This is a genomic window from Acinetobacter sp. PK01, assembly GCF_022819285.1.
GTDB lineage: Bacteria > Pseudomonadota > Gammaproteobacteria > Pseudomonadales > Moraxellaceae > Acinetobacter > Acinetobacter tandoii.
In genome coordinates this window covers 3,201,793-3,220,244 of sequence record NZ_CP094643.1, presented here as the reverse complement: position 1 = coordinate 3,220,244, position 18,452 = coordinate 3,201,793, and the positions used below count along the sequence as shown (strand labels likewise).

Annotated in this window: 19 protein-coding genes and 1 tRNA gene; 8 read left to right on the top strand and 12 right to left on the bottom strand. The window is 41.6% G+C overall.

Annotated elements, in window-relative coordinates; translation table 11 throughout:
• The first annotated feature begins 84 nt into the window (after positions 1-84).
• Positions 85-816, top strand: coding sequence for a 1-(5-phosphoribosyl)-5-[(5-phosphoribosylamino)methylideneamino]imidazole-4-carboxamide isomerase (hisA, locus tag MP622_RS15190; RefSeq protein ID WP_016168744.1), 732 nt, complete (start codon positions 85-87; stop codon positions 814-816).
• A 72-nt stretch (positions 817-888) separates the two neighbouring features.
• Here the strand turns inward: hisA and MP622_RS15185 are convergent, their stop codons facing one another.
• Complete coding sequence (locus MP622_RS15185; protein WP_104441373.1) at positions 889-1,437, bottom strand: XRE family transcriptional regulator; 549 nt, start codon at positions 1,435-1,437, stop codon at positions 889-891.
• A gap of 97 nt (positions 1,438-1,534) precedes the next feature.
• Here MP622_RS15185 and MP622_RS15180 point away from each other — a divergent pair, with 97 nt between their 5' ends.
• Complete coding sequence (locus MP622_RS15180) at positions 1,535-2,434, top strand: DMT family transporter (protein WP_243793560.1); 900 nt, start codon at positions 1,535-1,537, stop codon at positions 2,432-2,434.
• A gap of 60 nt (positions 2,435-2,494) precedes the next feature.
• Here MP622_RS15180 and MP622_RS15175 read toward each other — a convergent pair whose 3' ends face one another.
• Together MP622_RS15175 and MP622_RS15170 are read right to left on the bottom strand one after the other, a co-directional pair.
• Positions 2,495-3,907, bottom strand: a complete 1,413-nt coding sequence (locus tag MP622_RS15175; protein ID WP_044739115.1) for an FAD-dependent oxidoreductase — start codon at positions 3,905-3,907, stop codon at positions 2,495-2,497.
• Between the two features lie 39 nt (positions 3,908-3,946).
• Complete coding sequence (locus MP622_RS15170; protein WP_104441371.1) at positions 3,947-5,278, bottom strand: APC family permease; 1,332 nt, start codon at positions 5,276-5,278, stop codon at positions 3,947-3,949.
• A gap of 97 nt (positions 5,279-5,375) precedes the next feature.
• On the opposite strand from MP622_RS15170, the gene MP622_RS15165 reads away from it, so the two are divergent.
• Positions 5,376-5,735: a helix-turn-helix domain-containing protein gene (locus MP622_RS15165; RefSeq protein ID WP_044739117.1), complete on the top strand. Its 360-nt coding sequence runs from the start codon at positions 5,376-5,378 to the stop codon at positions 5,733-5,735.
• Positions 5,736-6,139: 404 nt separating this feature from the next.
• On the opposite strand, the gene MP622_RS15160 is transcribed toward MP622_RS15165, so the two are convergent.
• From MP622_RS15160 to MP622_RS15150, 3 genes are read right to left on the bottom strand one after another with little or no spacing between them, the layout of a single operon-like run.
• On the bottom strand, positions 6,140-6,526 hold the full coding sequence (locus MP622_RS15160) for a membrane protein (RefSeq protein ID WP_044739118.1): 387 nt from the start codon (positions 6,524-6,526) through the stop codon (positions 6,140-6,142).
• A gap of 31 nt (positions 6,527-6,557) precedes the next feature.
• Positions 6,558-7,172: a DUF1294 domain-containing protein gene (locus tag MP622_RS15155; RefSeq protein ID WP_044739119.1), complete on the bottom strand. Its 615-nt coding sequence runs from the start codon at positions 7,170-7,172 to the stop codon at positions 6,558-6,560.
• A gap of 14 nt (positions 7,173-7,186) precedes the next feature.
• Complete coding sequence (locus tag MP622_RS15150; protein ID WP_016168752.1) at positions 7,187-8,137, bottom strand: homoserine kinase; 951 nt, start codon at positions 8,135-8,137, stop codon at positions 7,187-7,189.
• Positions 8,138-8,247: 110 nt separating this feature from the next.
• Between MP622_RS15150 and hisF the strand changes: the two genes are divergently transcribed.
• Positions 8,248-9,009, top strand: a complete 762-nt coding sequence (hisF, locus tag MP622_RS15145) for an imidazole glycerol phosphate synthase subunit HisF (RefSeq protein WP_322873977.1) — start codon at positions 8,248-8,250, stop codon at positions 9,007-9,009.
• A gap of 153 nt (positions 9,010-9,162) precedes the next feature.
• On the opposite strand, the gene MP622_RS15140 is transcribed toward hisF, so the two are convergent.
• The gene (locus MP622_RS15140) at positions 9,163-9,837 is read right to left on the bottom strand and encodes a sterol desaturase family protein (RefSeq protein WP_243791656.1); all 675 of its coding nucleotides are present in this window, start codon (positions 9,835-9,837) and stop codon (positions 9,163-9,165) included.
• A 103-nt stretch (positions 9,838-9,940) separates the two neighbouring features.
• On the opposite strand from MP622_RS15140, the gene MP622_RS15135 reads away from it, so the two are divergent.
• Positions 9,941-10,948: an AraC family transcriptional regulator gene (locus MP622_RS15135; protein ID WP_026440940.1), complete on the top strand. Its 1,008-nt coding sequence runs from the start codon at positions 9,941-9,943 to the stop codon at positions 10,946-10,948.
• A gap of 126 nt (positions 10,949-11,074) precedes the next feature.
• Entirely contained in the window at positions 11,075-11,770 is a 696-nt protein-coding gene (aqpZ, locus tag MP622_RS15130; protein ID WP_243791654.1) for an aquaporin Z, read from the top strand.
• A 52-nt stretch (positions 11,771-11,822) separates the two neighbouring features.
• Here aqpZ and MP622_RS15125 read toward each other — a convergent pair whose 3' ends face one another.
• Both MP622_RS15125 and MP622_RS15120 read right to left on the bottom strand, forming a co-directional pair.
• Entirely contained in the window at positions 11,823-12,068 is a 246-nt protein-coding gene (locus MP622_RS15125) for a hypothetical protein (RefSeq protein ID WP_044739124.1), read from the bottom strand.
• Between the two features lie 41 nt (positions 12,069-12,109).
• Positions 12,110-13,186 (bottom strand): DNA/RNA non-specific endonuclease, encoded by a 1,077-nt coding sequence (locus MP622_RS15120; protein ID WP_044739135.1) that lies wholly within the window; start codon positions 13,184-13,186, stop codon positions 12,110-12,112.
• A 250-nt stretch (positions 13,187-13,436) separates the two neighbouring features.
• On the opposite strand from MP622_RS15120, the gene MP622_RS15115 reads away from it, so the two are divergent.
• Positions 13,437-13,886 (top strand): hypothetical protein, encoded by a 450-nt coding sequence (locus tag MP622_RS15115; protein WP_243791653.1) that lies wholly within the window; start codon positions 13,437-13,439, stop codon positions 13,884-13,886.
• Between the two features lie 92 nt (positions 13,887-13,978).
• Here the strand turns inward: MP622_RS15115 and MP622_RS15110 are convergent, their stop codons facing one another.
• Positions 13,979-15,856, bottom strand: coding sequence for a potassium transporter Kup (locus MP622_RS15110; RefSeq protein ID WP_044739125.1), 1,878 nt, complete (start codon positions 15,854-15,856; stop codon positions 13,979-13,981).
• 121 nt (positions 15,857-15,977) lie between these two features.
• Between MP622_RS15110 and MP622_RS15105 the strand changes: the two genes are divergently transcribed.
• Positions 15,978-16,068 (top strand) — tRNA-Ser (locus tag MP622_RS15105).
• A gap of 227 nt (positions 16,069-16,295) precedes the next feature.
• Here the strand turns inward: MP622_RS15105 and MP622_RS15100 are convergent.
• On the bottom strand, positions 16,296-17,246 hold the full coding sequence (locus MP622_RS15100) for a hypothetical protein (RefSeq protein WP_151504421.1): 951 nt from the start codon (positions 17,244-17,246) through the stop codon (positions 16,296-16,298).
• Positions 17,247-17,379: 133 nt separating this feature from the next.
• Positions 17,380-18,444, bottom strand: a complete 1,065-nt coding sequence (locus MP622_RS15095; RefSeq protein ID WP_243793559.1) for an enoyl-CoA hydratase/isomerase family protein — start codon at positions 18,442-18,444, stop codon at positions 17,380-17,382.
• Between the last annotated feature and the right edge of the window lie 8 nt (positions 18,445-18,452).

The following is an 18,452-nucleotide window of genomic DNA, read 5'->3' as shown; positions in this document are numbered from 1 at the left end:
AGCAACATCTTGCTTAGATATTTGCCAATACTTTGCTAAGATTGCGGCGAATAAATTCTAAAAGATCGGGTAAGGAGCGAAAGCATGCTGATCATCCCTGCAATTGACCTGAAAGATGGCAAATGTGTCCGTTTAAAACAAGGCCGTATGGAAGACGATACCGTATTTTCTGATGACCCTGTAGCAACTGCACAGCATTGGGTTAATGAAGGCGCACGTCGCTTGCATTTGGTCGATTTAAACGGTGCTTTTGCGGGTACCCCGATTCATAAACCTGTGGTTGAGGCGATTGCCAAAGCACAACCTGAGCTGCCAATTCAAATTGGTGGCGGTATTCGTTCACTGGAAACCATTGAGCATTACCTTGATGCAGGCGTGTCATTTGTGATTATTGGCACCAAAGCGGTGAAAGAGCCTGAGTTTGTCGAAGAAGCATGTAAGAAATTTGCTGGTCATATCATTGTCGGGATTGATGCCATGAACGGTATGGTCGCAACCGATGGTTGGGCTAATGTGACAGATGTGAAAGCCACTGATCTCGCAAAACGTTTTGCAGATGCTGGCGTATCGAGCATTGTGTATACCGATATTGCCCGTGATGGCATGATGCAAGGTGTAAACGTGGAACAAACCGTTCATTTGGCACAATACTCAGGCTTGCCTGTGATTGCCTCTGGTGGTGTGACGAATTTAGATGATGTCCGTCACTTAAAAGGTCAACCTGGTATTTTAGGTGCAATTACAGGTCGTGCTATTTACGAAGGTTCATTGAACTTACGTGAAGCACAACTGTTATTGGATCAGCAATCGCTTTAAGTCTAAGCAATAAAAAAGAGGTCAAATGACCTCTTTTTTCGCTGAAAATTAGATTCAGCCCATATGCTCGCTTTAGTAAATCGCATTACGAATAAATTTGAGCGGAACTTCGGCCTGATTAATGTAACGGTATTCAATCGTACTGGCATACACGATCGATTCGCCTGCATGGAGTACTTGCACTTCACCTGCCAAATCTAAGGTGAGCTCCCCTTCAATCACATACAACATCTCACGATAGCCTTCTGGGTCGGGTTCGGCACAATATTGTTCATTGGGTGCCAAAGTCCACGTCCAGAGCTCTACCTTTTTGCTGGCAGATACAGAAGCCAAAAGTATTGCTTCACTTTGGGCTTGTGTTCCTTGCCATGCTAACGCATTTACAACGGCTTGGCCGTGTTGTTCAGGCGCAGCAATCATCTGGGCAAAATCCACCTCAAGTACATCGGCAATTAAGCTCAGTTTCGCCAGACTAATATTGTCTTGCCCAGTTTCCACCCCTGCCACCATGCGCCGACTTAAACCTGCCAAATCTGCCAATTGCTGTTGACTTAAGCCTTTTAGATTACGGTAATGGCGAACATTTTGACTCACATATTGTAAAACCGCAGGATGCTTCATATTGGCATTTCAAGAAAAATTTGAGCAATATATTGCACAAAAAATAAAAGCATGACAAGCTATGTGCAATATACTGCACACAACTCCAATGATCGCTATGTTCAATGCACGTTTTGGCTCCAATGCTCCTGTGATTGCCCTGATACTTATTACTTTTATTTGGGGTGGTACATTTTTGACTGTGAAATATGCCCTTAATTTTAGTTCACCAATGTTTTTTGTAGGTTGCCGTTTTGCCTGTGCAGCAACCATTATTGGTTTGCTCTCTTTTAGGCAACTCAAACACATTACCGCACAAGACCTATTCGCAGGTTGTATGATCGGCTGTATGCTCACTATCGGCTATGGTACGCAAACTGTGGGTTTACAAACCATTAGTAGCAGTGAGTCGGCATTTTTAACCGCATTGTATGTGCCCTTAGTCCCTGTATTATTGTGGTTAATTTTCCGTAAAGCCCCACATTTTATGATTTGGATTGGCGCGCTTTGTGCGTTTATAGGCTTGGTTTTATTGACGGGTAATGGTTTCCATGCAATCACTTTAAACTTTGGTCAGGTAGTGACTTTACTCGGTGCAATTGGAATCGCATTGGAAATTATTCTGATTGGTTATTTTGCCCCAAAAGTAAATTTAGGTCGGGTGACAGTTATTCAACTGGCGGTGGCTTCTGTACTGGCCTTTGCCTCAATGCCATTGGTAGGTGAACATACCATTCCAAGCTTTTCATGGCCTTTGCTCAGTATTGCGATGGGTTTGGGTCTCGCCAGTGCCTTGATTCAGTACGTCATGAATTGGGCACAACGTTCGGTAGCCCCTTCACAAGCGGCCATTATTTATGCAGGCGAACCCGTTTGGGCAGCACTTTTTGGACGCCTTGCAGGTGAACGCTTGGCACCATTGGCTTTGTTAGGTGGTGTGTTGGTGGTTTTTGGTATCCTCATCAGTGAATGGAAACCCAAACGCTTGAAATCCAAAACAGAAATTGAACAACTCTAATGACTTAAAAGAATGAAGTCGATTGCTACATTCAATCGACTTCATCATCACGCGATTTATTTAGAATGACACCATTTTTCCTGGATTCATCATGGCGCCGATGCCATACATGCTCTTGGCAATCGGAATGACAATCGGTGCCAATGCACGACCCATTGGAATATTCATGTGTTGAATTTTGGTCAGCATTTCAAAATCATCTGACAGTCCCAAGAAATCATCAGCAATCGCTTTCCCAATGCGTACGGTTTGCGCCACGCCATGTCCACTCCAACCATGTACTGCGTAAATCGGATATTGATTGCCAAATTTACGACTGTCAGTAGCCCCATTCACGGTTAAATCAGTGGTTCCACTCCAAACAAAATCGAGCTCGACCTGTTTAAGTTGTGGAAATACATGTTGAATACGCCCTAACAAATAATCGTGTGTTTGTGCAGCATCCCAACACGAACCCGTTCCTTCCCCCCCAAACAATAAGCGGTTTTTTGATACACCACGATAATAGTCAATCTGAAACTGTGTGTCATAGACAGGGAGATCAGTCGGGAGCAATGCTTTTAAATCAAGCTCTAATGGCGCTGTAGTACACACATAGGTATAAAACGGAATAGTGGTTTGTTTTTGTTCTTCTAGCAATTTAAACGATGCATGATGTACCGCCATCACCACACTTTTACGTGCTTTAATGACTCCATTGGCCGTAGTGACATAAATACCATCAGCACGTTCTTGTATAGATTGCACTTCAGTTTGCTCATAAATTTTGCCACCATTTTGACAAAAACCATATGCCAAACCACGGGTCAAGGCTAAGGGATGAATGTGTCCCCCGAGGTGATCCAACAAACCGCCAAAATAATGTTCAGAAGCGACATGTTCACGCAATTCATCCTGATTTAAGAGCGACGTATTTGTTTCTTGCAAATACTCACGTGCTTGCATTCCTGCGCACAAAGCATCTAAATGCCCAGGGTGTACCGCAGCCGTAATGTGACCGCGTTTGCGTTGCAATTCCAACTCATATTTTTCACTGATGCCATCAATTAAGGACATGGCTTCGGTGGACGTGAAATGCCATAACTTTTTAGCATCTTCAAAACTAAAGTGTTCCACCATGGTTTCAGCTTCCCAACGCGCCAAACCGGGAGTCAGTTGTCCCCCATTACGTCCAGATGCAGCACTGCCGATACGGTTTTTTTCGACCAGTACAGTGTCTACACCTTGCTCTGCCAAATGCAAAGCTGTGGATGTTCCCAATAATCCTCCACCAATTACCAGTACATCACAGACCAGATCGGCATTTAAAGTCTCAAATTCATGCCATGTTTTTAATGAACTTTCATAGTAATTTGCAGGATGACTAAACTCGCCCCGCTTCGGATTAAGCCAATTCCATTCTTTACCACTGTGTAAAGCATGACTGGCCTTATATTCCACGTCATTTTCAAATATTGGTTTATTTATCTTCATGTCATTCACACTCTCATTTACTTTATTTTCATGTCAGGCCTAATAGGCATTTTCAATCACAATGTTTTGTCTTTTCAGTCTTTTATAGATAAATAATGCAATACCGACAGCCAACCAAGAACATCCAAACATCAAGGCATTACGCTCTAAATTCAACCAAAGCCCAATCATGACCGTCACCGATAAAAGCGGCAGAATCAGGTTGAAAAATTTGTTCTTCAACCCTTGTGTTTGTTTGTCACGCAAATAGAATTTTGCAAAGACCGAGAAATTCACTGCGGTAAAGGCAATTAAAGCGCCAAAACTAATCATGCTCACCACTGTCGCCAACTCTAGGAAAATAGCCGCCAGTGAAATCAATCCAATGGTCAATACGGCATACAACGGTGTACCTAATTTTGCATGTAACTGCCCAAATGTTGCTTTAGGGAAAATACCATCCTTCGCCATGATATGAATTAAGCGTGAAGCACTGGCATGGGTCGCCAAACCTGAAGCAAATGTGTTCATAATTTGAGCACATAAAAAGACTGCTTGGAATAAAGTTCCACCGACATACAGTACGATTTCAGGCAAGGCTTCATCTGGCTTGTTAAAGCGAACATTGCTTGGGAAATACAATTGAATAAACCATGAAGCTGTGAAGAAGATGGCACCTCCCACCAATGTGGTGAGCAACACCGCACGTGGAATATTCTTTTTCGGATCTTTGGTTTCATGTGCCAGTGTAGTCACGGCGTCGAAACCCAAAAATGAAAAACATAGAATAGATGCACCTGCAATCAAAGGTAGAACCGTGGTATCTCCATTAAATAAAGGAGCCAAGGTCAATACATGGGCATAACCTTGTTCTGAACCCACGCCCTGAATAACCAAATAAATAAACACCACCATGAGCAATAGCGGCATAAATACAAAAAGCAGACTTAAATTTGCCAAGAAATTAATGCGGAAGCAGTTAATCAGCGTCACGATGCCAGTGAACAAAGCAACCCAAACCCAATACGGTACACTTGGAATCACAGCTTCTAAATAAATGCCTGCCAATAAAGCATTCACCAAAGGCAGCAAAATATAATCCAGCAATGAACACCAACCCACAAAGAAACCTGCTTTTGCTCCGCAGGACTGAGCAGTGTAATTATAAGCTGAACCCGAATCTTCACTAATTCGACTGAAACGTGCGTAACTAAACGCCGTTAAGAGCATCGCAAATAGCGCCAATATGTAGGCGAGGGGTACTCGACCTTCAGTCACCCCCGAGACGATACCAAAGGTATCGAATACCACCATAGGGGTCATGTACGCTACACCAATAATAATGACTTGCCACAAGGACAACGATCTTAAAGAAACCTCTGTTCTTTTCATTTAAACTCCATTTACATATTTTATTTAACTTAATTATTTTTTTGCAACAACTATGCCATATAATATAAAAAATCTTATTTTAAAATGAGACAAGTTAATGCCTAGATACTCTGTTGAACTACGTAAAGCTGCAATTCAAGCCTACAAGATAACCGACTACAAAGTAGCGGTATGCAAACAATTTAACATTTCCCGCGTCACCCTAGATGCTTGGATCAAGCTTGAAGAAGAGACAGGAGATCTTGTACCCAAGCCGAGTGAAAAGCGTGGTGCTCCAAATCATATCAAGGACTGGAATAGCTTCCAAGTATTTGTTAAAAAAACAAAATTTCAAAATATTAGTGATCTAGTTCCACTTTTTGAACAAGAGTTTGGTTATGCCGTTTCGTATGCGGTTTTGGTCCGTGCGATTCATGTTTTGGGCTTACGCCGACGTCGTGGTCGGTTTTATTCTTAATCATTTTTTAAATAAATTAAGTTTACTTATTTAATTAAATAAGTGTACATATATGTAAAGTTAATTTATTAAAAACGTAAATTATAATTATTAAAAATATAAACTTTAAAATAAAAAAATGTAAACTTTAATTATTAAAAAAGCAAATTATTTAATATAAAAATGTAAATTATAATTATTAAAAAAGTAAATTATTTAATAACAATTTCAAAACTTTAAAACGATCATGTCACATTTTCATGCCAAAAAAGTCCAGCTTGGGGCACAATACTGCCAAGCAGTGGTGCACTGGGTCTCAGAATCGGGCAAAAAAAAAGAGTGGCAAACGCCACTCTTTTTCATTTGAGATTTCATTTTACATCAAGCCAAATCTAAAACTCTCGACTCATCATTTGCCAGAAGTTTTAAATAGGCTGATTATCATTTAAAGTGATAATGCCTCGAATGGCTCGATAGACAATCCAAATCCATGAGAGTGCAATCACGCTAATACAAAAGATGGTACTGCCCAAAGCAACACCCGCAAACAAATCTGGGCTATTCCCAGTAAAGAACAAGAAAAAAAACGGCACAAATGCAATCACATTCCAGAACAAATACCACCAGAAACTTCGGATTTGCCAGAGAAAGTGGCTTTCGAAGATAGAGCCACGAACATCATTGAGTTTGACATAATTAATAATCAAGGCGATGAGTGCCAATAAACCACCAGTAAAAATCGCAATGATATAAAGGACGTATAGAACCAGCGTTAAGCTACGATTAGGATCTTGATCAATGGGTTTATTCATTTTTTTCCCTTATTGTTAGAAAACTCTCCTTCTAAATTGGCAAGCTATTTAAAGGAGAGATCAGCCATAAAATAAGTAATAGATTTAAGGCTATGGTACAGAAATACACCTTCCTGAAAGGTTGTTTTTGTGTTTTATGTCGCAACTTTTGTTGGGCTAACCATGCCGCTGGCCATCCACCCAAGAAGGCCAAAACATGCAGTGTTTGTTCGGGCACACGACGCCCACCCAGTTGTGCAGCTTCTTTATCTTGTGCATAGAACCAATAACTTGCCGCATTCATCAAGCAAATCAATAACAACACTAAACCACTGAGCAGCCCAGCAATCACCAAAACGGTCAAAACCACAAAATAAGCCATACATGCCAATTGCATAATGGAATGCTTTTGTGGCGGAGTCGGCTTAGCTTTGGGCTTCAGACCTGTTTGTGAAGCTTTTAAATAAGTGACCTGTTGTGCCCGAAAGCGCCCCTGACCATCCAATAAGACAATATATTCCAGAGCACAGCCAACAATTGGACGCGGACCAGGTCGTGCGAAGTCCTTAATATGTAAGAACACCCGCTCTTTATTGGTATCATTGGGTTGAATAAAGCCGTAGCCTTTATCATCAAACCATTCTACCAAGCGTCCCTGATCTCGCATGTGATCTTCCTTGTTTAACCATTTACAAATTTTAAGCGTTCAATCAGCATATTACGCATTTCTAAAGGATTTTTCTGCAAAATGTCGTCACCCGTGCGCCCTTCAGCCGCATTTTTCTGAGCTACTTGTAATCGCATCATCCAAAAACGCCCTGCTGCCATCGCCAAATAAAGCTCCAAACAGGCTTTCTCATCTTCTGTGAGAGGACGAACCGTTTGATAGGCGGTAAGGAAGGCCAAGGCTTTTTCTTCATCTAAATGCACATCTGGATATTCAGTACAGAAATCATTTAGGGTAATGGCGATGTCAAACAACAACTCATCTTTGTTCAATTCGTAAAAATCGAGAATGCCTTTGAGTTGCTCCCCTTCAAATAAGGTATTGTCACGGAACAGGTCCGAATGAATAAAACCTTTTGGTCGGTCTGGATAAACTGCAGTCATGGCATCATACAAACCGAGCAATTCATTCAGTAATGCGGTATCCGCAGCATTCAGCGTCGGTTTAATTTCACGCGACACCTGACGCCAGTATTGATGGTTACGGTATTGGGCACGTTCAAGTGGAAAATCCTGCAAGGCCACATGCATTTTCGCTTGTGCTACCGCAATCGCTTCCACCTGTGCCACAGAGGCTGGCATCGGATGTTTACCCATTAAACGCGGTGCAATTTGGGCAGGCTTTTGTTTAATAAAGTGAATGGCTTGTCCTGAATGTTTTAACGGCACAGGCACAGCTAGACCTTGCTGTCCTAAATGTTCCAATACAGGCACAATTTCACCCGCACCATGTTCATCCATCTCTTCAAATACGGTTAATACATATTGGCTTTGGTCTTCACAGACCAGAAAATAGTTTGTATTTTGGATACCTCCTTGAATGGGAATCAGGTCAATCACCTCTAATCCATAAGGGGCTGCGAAGTCCTGAACTTCCTTTAAAGTCAAAGTGGTATAAACCGACATAGAAAACCTGCGAAAAATCTTACATAAGTTTGATAGAATACCGTTTCAATCTACCAAGGTGTAGCGCTTGTGTAGGTGAGTTTCATAATCGGCTGTAATTATTGGAAAAAATTATGCTAGCTAAACGTATTATTCCTTGTCTCGACGTCGACAACGGTCGTGTGGTGAAAGGTGTACAGTTCCTTGATATTCGTGATGCAGGTGACCCTGTTGAAGTTGCCCGTCGCTATAACGAACAAGGTGCCGATGAAATTACCTTCCTTGATATTACTGCTACACATCATGGACGCGACACCACTTACCGTACAGTAGAACGTATGGCAGAAAGCGTGTTTGTTCCGCTTACAGTCGGTGGTGGTGTCCGTAAAGTCGAAGATATTCGCTTATTATTAAATGCGGGCGCAGATAAAGTGAGCATTAACTCAGCAGCCATTTATAACCCTGAGTTTGTCCAAGAAGCATCTCAACGCTTTGGCGCACAATGTATTGTGGTTGCGATTGATGCGAAAAAAACTGCAGAAAACAAATGGGAAATTTTCACCCACGGCGGTCGTAAAGAAACTGGGATTGATGCGATTGAATGGGCGGTGAAAATGGCCAACTTCGGCGCGGGTGAGCTTTTAATCACTTCAATGGATGCCGATGGGACCAAAGCAGGCTATGACCTTGGGCTGATGCGTGCCATTAATGACCGCGTGACCATTCCAACAATTGCTTCTGGTGGTGTAGGCACATTGCAACATTTGGCAGATGGTATTTTAAAAGGTGGGGCTGATGCCGTACTAGCAGCATCCATTTTCCACTTTGGACAGCATACTATTCCTGAAGCGAAGCAATATTTGGCAGCACAAGGCATTGAAATGCGCCTGTAAGCAGAGCAGGTATTTAATGATCTAAAAGAGCGCCTAGAGCGCTCTTTTTTATATACCGATCCTGCATAAAAACGCTTCTTAATGGCGCCTAACAAATCAAGCAGCCAATAAAACAATTTTAAATATCATTAAGCATGATGATTGCTGCCAAGATCATTGAGCGATTGCGATAGAATCTGAATCTTGCTGCTGTACAGTCTCATTTACTTCAGTTTTTAACTCTAACCCTGTTGCCCTATTGTTTTTCTCTACCCATTTGGCAGGGAAATAACGTTGCGCCACTTGATTCAATCGCTTGGCAAGCACTTGTGGCAATGCAATACCTAGTGGATTCTGCTCTTGCAAATTCGCAGCTGAAATCACTCGCGTACCCAATAAATAATCAAACCATGGCTTGGTCACACACCAGTTAGCATCCTGATTGGCATTCATATGATGATCATAATGCCACGGTATTTTCTTCATGGCCCATTCAGGTTCTAAATGTGCTCGACGATGGATGTAAAAATAATTACAGGCACTATAGACCGCAGCGGCTGCCATGCCTTTTGATATCGGATAAAACAAGGCACTGCTCACCCCTGCTGCAACCACTAATGACATCACTTCATTTTTGGTGCGCCAATGTGATAAACCTTCCACATAGCTATCATCATAAAATTGCTGTTTGCGCACCTCTCGATGATGTTCCCAATGCGATTTCATACTTAAAGGCACTGGGCTATAACGAGGCTGACCTGCACGATGAGTACCATGTAACACATATTTATGCGCTACCCATTCAAAACCATTTGCAACGACCAATCCTGCTAAAAATCCTTTCCACATAATTTATTTCTCCATTCATAACTTGAATATAGAAAACTGAATGTGATAAATATTGACCATCCACACCCTTAATATTGACAAATCACGACAACAAAAACAGATGATGCTTACCCTGAATGATTATACAGGCTCCGTCTATGGTGGACTGGGACACCTGCTGTATGCTTATAGTCAAGCTCAAGGTCTTGTCATTCAGCCACAATTGCTGAAAGTACAAAACCTTGAACGCTTTGATTATCGTATTTGGCATGAGTTATTAAATGAATTACAGCAACAAGTGCCTCGCCCCGCCCTCGGTTTAGAAATCTCCACCTATGTACAAACAAAACATTTGGGCATTCTGGCTTATCTTGCCCTCGCCTGTGACACTTTGGGCGAAGCACTCAACCGTTATCATGACTTTCATCGTCTGATTTATGATGGTAGCCCACTGCAAATTGATCTATCTACTGATTACCTTGCTATTCGCTGGGGTGAATTACCACAGCATCTGACCACGCAACTCACCGACGAAATTGCGATTGCCTTGATGGTGCAGTTCTTAAATCAGAATATGACTACACATCCTATTCAACTTCATGAAGTACATTTCCGTCATGCTGCTCCGAAAAATAGCCGATGCTATGAACAGTTTTTTCATTGTAAAGTGCGATTTTCACAACCTGTCACGCAGGTCTTGCTCCCAGTTGCCGAATTAAATAAACCCTTGCAACAAGGCGACCACACCTTACAGCAGTTATTAATGCAGCAAGCCCAAGCCCTGTTAAAGCAATTGCCACATTCGACCCAGTTAGATCAACGTCTCCAGCAAGCCATCTTGACGGGTTTACAGAAAAACCAATACCAAATCGAGCTAATTGCCCAACAGCTCAACGTTTCTGTGCGACAACTGCAGCGTTATTTACAGGCTCAAGGCAGTAATTATCAACAACGTACTCAACAAGTCCGCCAAATGCTCGCAGAGCAATACTTACAGGACCCCCATCTCAGCTTACAAGAGATTGCCTTACTTTTGAGTTATTCCGAACAAAGTGCTTTTCAACGTGCGTTTAAACTCTGGACAGGGCAAACACCGCAGCAGTTTCGTAAACTATATCTTCAAGTAATATAAGCATTTATAAGAATAAGCACATTTTTTAATCATCTTCACATTGAGTCATTTTATATTTTTCGTTAAAGATAGACTGTCGTGCTTTAGAACAAAAATTAATCACAACAAATAACACTGGAGATCAAGATGAATAAATATATTGCCGAACTGCTTGGTACGTTTTGGCTGGTATTTGGTGGCTGTGGCAGTGCAATCTTTGCCGCAGCGTTTCCTGAACTTGGCATTGGTTTTGCGGGGGTTGCCCTCGCCTTTGGTTTAACGGTTTTAACTGGTGCTTATGCTTTTGGGCATATTTCTGGCGGACATTTCAACCCCGCCGTCAGTGTTGGCTTATGGGTTGGACAACGCTTCGATGGTAAAGACCTTTTGCCCTATATTGCAGCTCAAGTCATTGGTGCGATTCTAGCGGCTTTTGTCCTGTTCCTGATTGCGCAAGGACAAGCTGGTTTTACAGGTACAGGTGCTTTCGCCAGTAATGGTTATGCAGAACTTTCCCCTGGAAAGTATGGCCTACTTTCAGCACTACTTATTGAAGTAGTACTGACGGCATTTTTCCTGATTGTTATTATGGGAGCTACTGATAAACGTGCACCTGTAGGTTTTGCTCCAATTGCCATTGGTTTAGCTCTCACCCTCATTCATTTAATCAGTATCCCTGTCACCAATACCTCGGTGAATCCCGCTCGCAGCACAGGGGTCGCACTGTTCGCAGAAACTGAAGCATTGCGACAACTGTGGTTATTCTGGCTTGCTCCAATTCTAGGTGCAGTCATCGGCAGTTTAATTTATAAATTTGTTGCACAAACTAAAACCACATCCTAAAAATAAAGCCAGTCGATCTTAAGAGCGACTGGCTTTATTCAAGTTTGAGTATTTATAAAAATGGATTTTCAACTTCCTGAGTCGCAGCATCAATGATTTGTTCTGGCAACTCCGCTTCTGCTTCCAACTTTGCCACAATCGCATTTAAATACGCTTGCAAAGCTTTTGCTGCGGCTAAACCTGCCTGATCTTTGCCTATTTGCAAATTGCCATAAATATTGACTCGATCGCATTGATTTTCTAAGGTTAAATCATGAATTGCATGTGATTCGGTGTCATTTTCAAAAGGTTTAAACATAATCACCTCGAAGCCAATACTTCAAATGGACGGGTATTTTTCTACTTCACCAATTGCAACATATACTGCAATAACGCTTCAATCAACTGTTTCACAATGGCATCCTGTGTCTCTGCATCTAAACTTGGCTTCGAACTTGCAGTAGATTTACTGCTACCTGAACTAAAGCTTTGTTGTGCAGTTTTGATCTGTTCTGCGGATACATCTTCCGCACACTGACTCTCTGCATCCCAATGCGAATAGGCAATTTCTTGTTTGGCTTTGACTGCATTTGCAGTCAGTGGCAACTGATAGGTATTTCGCTTTTGATCTTCAGTCAATTGGGGGAATACATTCACACCAATTTGTTCTTCCAAATAACATACGCTGACAATTTTCACTTCTTGTGAATTATTGTTCGGCGCGTAATACACCCCGATTGCACCCGTTTTTGGAATATACACCGCCTTATACACGGCAGTTGGCACGATAACCCCTTGTCCAATCACTTTTAATTTTTTACTGGTAAAAGTTGGACCTGACACCACATACACCTCAGTCTGGTGTTTGGTCACAATGGCACGTGTCGCTTCTTCCAGTTTACGCCACACTTCCTGATTATTTTTAGGTGCTTGCGGCACCATATTGGCCAGAGAAAAACTGTCAAACTGTGAGGTTTTATTCGGCATATCGGCATTCGGAGCCATATGACCTCGGTCATAGCCAGAGCCACGATAATCAGACAAAGTGGCACGATATTGTGCTGGAATCCGCTCTTCTTCATGGAAACTGTCTTCACGTGGAATTTTCTGGCTTAAGCGCGCAGGCGTTAAAGCTTCTGCTACCCAGAGTGGCGTTTTAGACACCCCAGAATACATGACATTAAAGCCATTAAAACACAAAGCATAGCTCTGCTTTTGGAGGCTTTCCTTATTTAAATAAGGGGGAACATCCCGATAAAACTGATCTAGACAGGCCGAGTTTGATGCACTCGGTAAAGACAAAAACTGGCTAATTCGTTCTTGTCCAAAGGCAATGGCAAAACTCCCTGCGGCAACCACTCCCAACACCACTTTTGAACTGTGCTGATTAAAAAACCAAGGAAAGGATTGCTTTGAACTACGTTTTTTACTGGCCATTACTTTATCAAACGACTGATTTTGCAGGAGCTTAACAAAGCCCTTCTGTAGAAGTATATCTAGATGTGACTGATCGTTTAACAATTCAACAAAATCGTGACAAGCAAGTGAAGGTTGTAACAAATTGTCTGATTTCATCAGGTGTTTAAGTAGCTTATCGATGCAATTGGGTAGATTCAATTGTCAGTTGGATTTTGTATGTGCCAAGGTAATGGCACAACGAATGGTCACAATAAATCACGGAGTCATGATGTCTTCACATAATTTAATTTCAGCAACAGTTTTAGCTTCTGGATTATTACTCGGTTTCAGCAGCGTCAACGCATTTGCAGAACCTGCAGTACAGGCAGGTGAAACGCTAGAAAGTTTGTCACAAGCCAAAATTAGCACCACGATTAATGGACAACCAGGATCCATTCAAGACTTAATACAATCTGGACAAGTACGTTTGCTCAATACCGAAAATAATCCTACAGCATCCAATATGAGCGCAACTCCGAATAGTATCGAGGATGCATCCGCAGCCGTACCCAATCAAGCCATTCCCCCAGCACCACAATTAAGCTCTTCGGCGAGCCATCCAATCAATAGTCCAGATACAGACGTCACAAATAATCATCTACCACAATCTGAGCAAAATCTTGAAGCACAGCCTATGCAAGCCCCTTCAGAACAGATGCCTGCTGAAGTCGTACAATAACTAATGTGACGCTAAAACATTTCAATCCGCATAAAAAACCAAGGACTATGCCTTGGTTTTTTAGCACTTAGACTAATGAAAGAATGAAATCATCAGATTTCAATTTGGCTTCCCAATTCCACCACACGATTCGGTGGAATTTGGTAAAAGTCACTGACAGGACTGGTATTGCGCTGCATCGAAATAAACAGTTTTTCACGCCACGGCGCCAAGCCATCTCCGACAGTACTAATAATACGTTCACGCGACACAAAGAAGCTAATTTGCATTAAGTTATATTCGAGTCCTATCGCTTGATAGACTGCTTCCAACGCCATTGGAATATTCATTTCATCTTTAAAGCCGTAGAACAATTCAACGCGATAAAAATGCTGATTCATGGTTTCCACGTGGAATCGATCTTGATCGGTAACATAAGGTACATCCTGAATTTTTACCGTCAAAATGATGTTCTTTTGATGCAAGACCTTATTGTGCTTCATGTTGTGTAACATGGCATGTGGCACAACTGTTGGAGTCCCTGTCAGAAAGACAGCTTCCCCTTCAACCCAGTTTGCCTGTTCACCAATGCTCTGCACAAATAAATCGAGCGGAAGCGTATCTTGTTGTAGCTTGGAAAAAGTAAGTTCACGCCCATCTTTCCATGTCATTAACAACATAAATGCAATTCCGCCAATCAATAATGGCACCCAACCACCTGACAGAACTTTTAGCGAGGTCGCACTCACCAAGACCAAATCCAGCAATAGAAATGGTGTAATCAGTAATGCTAGTTTTGGCTTACTCCATTTCCATGTGTAACGTATGAAAACTGCAATCAATAAGGTATCGCAAAGCATGGTCATGGTCACGGCCAAACCATAAGCATGGGATAAACGCGAACTGGTTTGGAAAATTAGAACTAAAACAATAATCGCTGCGAGCAAAATCCAGTTCAGTAAAGGTACGTAAATCTGCCCTTGCTCCGAATCTGAGGTATGCTTAATGCTTAAACGTGGCAAATAGCCCAATTGAATGGCTTGGCGTGCCAAGGAAAACACCCCTGAAATGACCGCTTGAGATGCAATAACAGCAGCCATAGTTGCCAAGAAAATCATTGGGTACAATGCCCATTCTGGTACCAATAAATAGAACGGATTTTCAATGGCATTTGGGTCACGCAGTAATAATGCGCCTTGCCCTGCATAGTTAAGCAATAAACAAGGTAAAACCACAACAAACCATGCTAAACGGATTGGAACAGGACCAAAATGTCCCATATCGGCATATAAAGCTTCACCACCCGTTACGGTTAACACGACCGCACCCATGATAAAAAATGCCATGAGTGGATTAGATACAATAAAGTGAATAGCCCAGTGTGGACTCAGCATCCCCAAAACCAAAGGGGTTTGAATAATGCTAGAGATACCTAATAGTCCAAGGGCAAAAAACCATAATAAGGTCAAAGGGCCAAAAAACTTACCAACAAAAGCTGTGCCATATTTTTGCATCACAAACAAAGCGGTCACGATACTAATCGCAATGGGCACAATATAAGGATCAAGTGCATCCGTCGCGATGGACAAACCCTCTACTGCTGACAACACTGAAATGGCAGGGGTAATAATCCCGTCACCAAAAAACAAGGAAGCCCCAATAAAGCCAATCGCGATTAACAATAATTTTTTGCGATCACTAAAATTGGTATTACGCAGGTTTAGGGCAAGCAACGCCATAATGCCACCCTCCCCATTGTTGTCTGCACGCATGACAATTGCGACATATTTGATGGTAATGACCAATGTCATTGTCCAAAAGATAATCGACAAAATACCCAAAACATTCTCAGGATTAATCCCTAATCCATGCGCGGCATGGAAAGATTCTTTTAATGCGTAGAGTGGGCTGGTTCCAATATCCCCAAACACAACCCCTAATGCTGCCAAGGTAATCGCAGGCAATGCGGCTTTTTTTGCAGAACTTTGCATAAGCTTGTCTTCAATTATCGACACTATTTTTGCGAATCATATCATTGAGCTAAAACTTTTGCTCGAATTCAATTGTTTCACCTTGTCGATGGCTATGTTTTTCGATATTATCCTCCGCCATGGTGAAGTGTCCGAGTGGCTGAAGGAGCACGCCTGGAAAGTGTGTAAACGTTTATAGCGTTTCGAGGGTTCGAATCCCTCTTTCACCGCCAAATTAGCTTCCCGTAGCATCCAACGGGGTACTGAAAGGCTTAAACCACATAGGTTTAAGCTTTTTTTACGTCTCATACAATCCACTTGATCTATTGTAAGCTTGATGTAGTTGGGGGTATAACTGGGGGTAAGCATTTATTCCTCTATTTTTATACCCCTTAAGAATAGAAGACCTATTTTAGAACAACGATATATTGCTATCTCAGATCTGCTTTAAAGTTTAATCTTATTCATCTACTTTCCGAGTTTTTTCTACAATAATGTAATCATTTGGAATAACGATCTGTTTTTCAATATTTCCCACTTTGTAAGCCACCAAAGTATTTTTACCAATGCCCTGAAATAACACTTTGACATCCTTAAATATAAAGGTTTGGTCTTGGCTAAGCGCTGAAGTCGTGGTTTTAGGTAAATCAATTAAATTGGCATACGGTGCTTTAATATACAGTGTCGCTTTTTCTATACTGACACCTGTTTTTTGCATCGTATAATTTAAAAATACTTGACCAATATCTCCAATAAAAAACATAGGTGCCAGTGGAATCAGAATAAGAAAACAGGCAATTTGTATACTGTCTTTAATATGTGTTTCTAATCTCTTTAATTTAGTTTTTGCAAATGTTTTAAGATTTTCACTCGCATCAGGGTCATCAATAATATCTTTTAAGTTTTCGAACTTGTTGTTAAATTCTTTGATCTTAAGTCGATTAATATAAAAAGCATAAGAAAACAAAGCGATAAAGCTGGCCGTAATCACTACATAAAGACTGATTTTCCAATGCAACACCAATAAACCATGAATAGCGTATAAAAGGTAAAGAGACCCACCAAATGTGATAATACTAATCTTTGGAAAAGGCAGTTTTTTCCCAATTCGACTATGAACAGGTAAATACAGATCCACGGTACTAAAAATGAAGTACACCGCAGGCATTAAGGAAACGCCAAAGATAAATAGCACCATGCTTAATCCAGCATAGACAATTGAACAAGCAACAAAGATCAATAAAAAAATGAGTGTATCACCAAAGCTAATATCTGAAGGGATATAACCAATGGTGAGAAGATAAGCGACTAAGCACAATACTCCTATTGCTATTGTCATTTTTATAAGCGTCAGGCCTACTTCATGCCACTGGGTAAAATTATTTAAAAATCTTGTTGTTAAGTCATTCATTCGTTATTTATCCAATTTCTGAGAATGAAATCTTAAAATAAATAATTCAAAATTTAAGCTATTTATTTAGGTCAAAAGCTATAAAAAATCCCCCAATACATTGGAGGATTTTCTGTACGGGTTGACAGCAAACTTACACTTGCACACTTGCCTGACGCTGCTGTCGCGAAGGCGGTAACAACTTCTCAAACATCTGCATTAACTTAGGGTTTTCAGTTTGCCATTTCGGTTGCTTGTCCTTATCAATCAGCAAAGCCCGTACACCTTCAATCATGTCGCCCTGCTCAAACCAGATATCTTGTAAATCCCGTTCTAACTGCATACATTGCTCTAAAGATAGCCCCCGCCCAACATGCTGTAGCTTTAGACTGATTTGCTTGGCTAACAAAGAACGTTGCTGCAAGTTTGCTAAGATTTTTTCAGCCCAATCCATATAGTCACTTTCTAATGTATTGGCTAGGCTGTCTTCAATTTGAGCCAATTCAGTATGTGAAAAATGCTGCCGAATCGCATCTTCATACTGTTTTAATTCACTGGGTGCTGGTTCTTTTAAATAACGCACAATCATCTGCTCAATTAACTGTTGATTCAACTGGGGTGCCTGTGCCAACTCAGTTTGCAACTGTGCCAAGTGGTCACTCGGCACCAAATAGTCAATTAAATCTAAATGCAAGGCATCGCTACTGCTGATTTGTTCCCCAGTCACCGCCATATACACGCCAATATCATCTAAACGAGACAGAAAATGGGTTGCGCCCACATCTGGGAAAAAGCCAATCGCGGTTTCTGGCATGGCAAAACGAGATTTCTCACTGCTAACAATAATCTGGCAAGCTTGTGCCAAACCAAAACCACCGCCCAAGACATAGCCATCTAAAAACACCATGACAGGTTTCGCATATTGGCGTAGGCTCTTCAGCATGTGATATTCATCGGCAAAATAGCGCTGATAATTGGCGGTTCCATTTTGATAGCTGTCATAGAGGAAACGAATATCTCCGCCTGCACAAAAGGCTTTCGGGCTATTGGAGTTAATCAAGACGGCTTGAACCTGATCGTCCTCACGCCACAGTTCTAACTGCTGGCTAATGCCATGAATCATGCTTAAAGACAGTGCATTCAAATGACTCGCTCGATCTAGCGTAATCACGCCTAAATGCCCTTGGAAGCTAATCTGTAAATTATTTCCCATGCGCAGACTCCTTA

Excerpts from the sequence above, each read along its gene's own strand:
- MP622_RS15180 (WP_243793560.1), top strand. The coding sequence starts at position 1,535 with ATGTTCAATGCACGTTTTGGCTCCAATGCTCCTGTGATTGCCCTGATA.
- MP622_RS15100 (WP_151504421.1), bottom strand. The coding sequence starts at position 17,246 with ATGAATGACTTAACAACAAGATTTTTAAATAATTTTACCCAGTGGCAT.
- MP622_RS15135 (WP_026440940.1), top strand. The coding sequence starts at position 9,941 with ATGCTTACCCTGAATGATTATACAGGCTCCGTCTATGGTGGACTGGGA.
- hisA (WP_016168744.1), top strand. The coding sequence starts at position 85 with ATGCTGATCATCCCTGCAATTGACCTGAAAGATGGCAAATGTGTCCGT.
- MP622_RS15110 (WP_044739125.1), bottom strand. The coding sequence starts at position 15,856 with ATGCAAAGTTCTGCAAAAAAAGCCGCATTGCCTGCGATTACCTTGGCA.
- MP622_RS15155 (WP_044739119.1), bottom strand. The coding sequence starts at position 7,172 with ATGCGAGATCAGGGACGCTTGGTAGAATGGTTTGATGATAAAGGCTAC.
- MP622_RS15140 (WP_243791656.1), bottom strand. The coding sequence starts at position 9,837 with ATGTGGAAAGGATTTTTAGCAGGATTGGTCGTTGCAAATGGTTTTGAA.
- MP622_RS15165 (WP_044739117.1), top strand. The coding sequence starts at position 5,376 with ATGCCTAGATACTCTGTTGAACTACGTAAAGCTGCAATTCAAGCCTAC.
- MP622_RS15160 (WP_044739118.1), bottom strand. The coding sequence starts at position 6,526 with ATGAATAAACCCATTGATCAAGATCCTAATCGTAGCTTAACGCTGGTT.
- MP622_RS15150 (WP_016168752.1), bottom strand. The coding sequence starts at position 8,137 with ATGTCGGTTTATACCACTTTGACTTTAAAGGAAGTTCAGGACTTCGCA.
- MP622_RS15125 (WP_044739124.1), bottom strand. The coding sequence starts at position 12,068 with ATGTTTAAACCTTTTGAAAATGACACCGAATCACATGCAATTCATGAT.
- aqpZ (WP_243791654.1), top strand. The coding sequence starts at position 11,075 with ATGAATAAATATATTGCCGAACTGCTTGGTACGTTTTGGCTGGTATTT.
- MP622_RS15115 (WP_243791653.1), top strand. The coding sequence starts at position 13,437 with ATGTCTTCACATAATTTAATTTCAGCAACAGTTTTAGCTTCTGGATTA.
- MP622_RS15185 (WP_104441373.1), bottom strand. The coding sequence starts at position 1,437 with ATGAAGCATCCTGCGGTTTTACAATATGTGAGTCAAAATGTTCGCCAT.
- MP622_RS15170 (WP_104441371.1), bottom strand. The coding sequence starts at position 5,278 with ATGAAAAGAACAGAGGTTTCTTTAAGATCGTTGTCCTTGTGGCAAGTC.
- MP622_RS15120 (WP_044739135.1), bottom strand. The coding sequence starts at position 13,186 with ATGGCCAGTAAAAAACGTAGTTCAAAGCAATCCTTTCCTTGGTTTTTT.
- MP622_RS15175 (WP_044739115.1), bottom strand. The coding sequence starts at position 3,907 with ATGAAGATAAATAAACCAATATTTGAAAATGACGTGGAATATAAGGCC.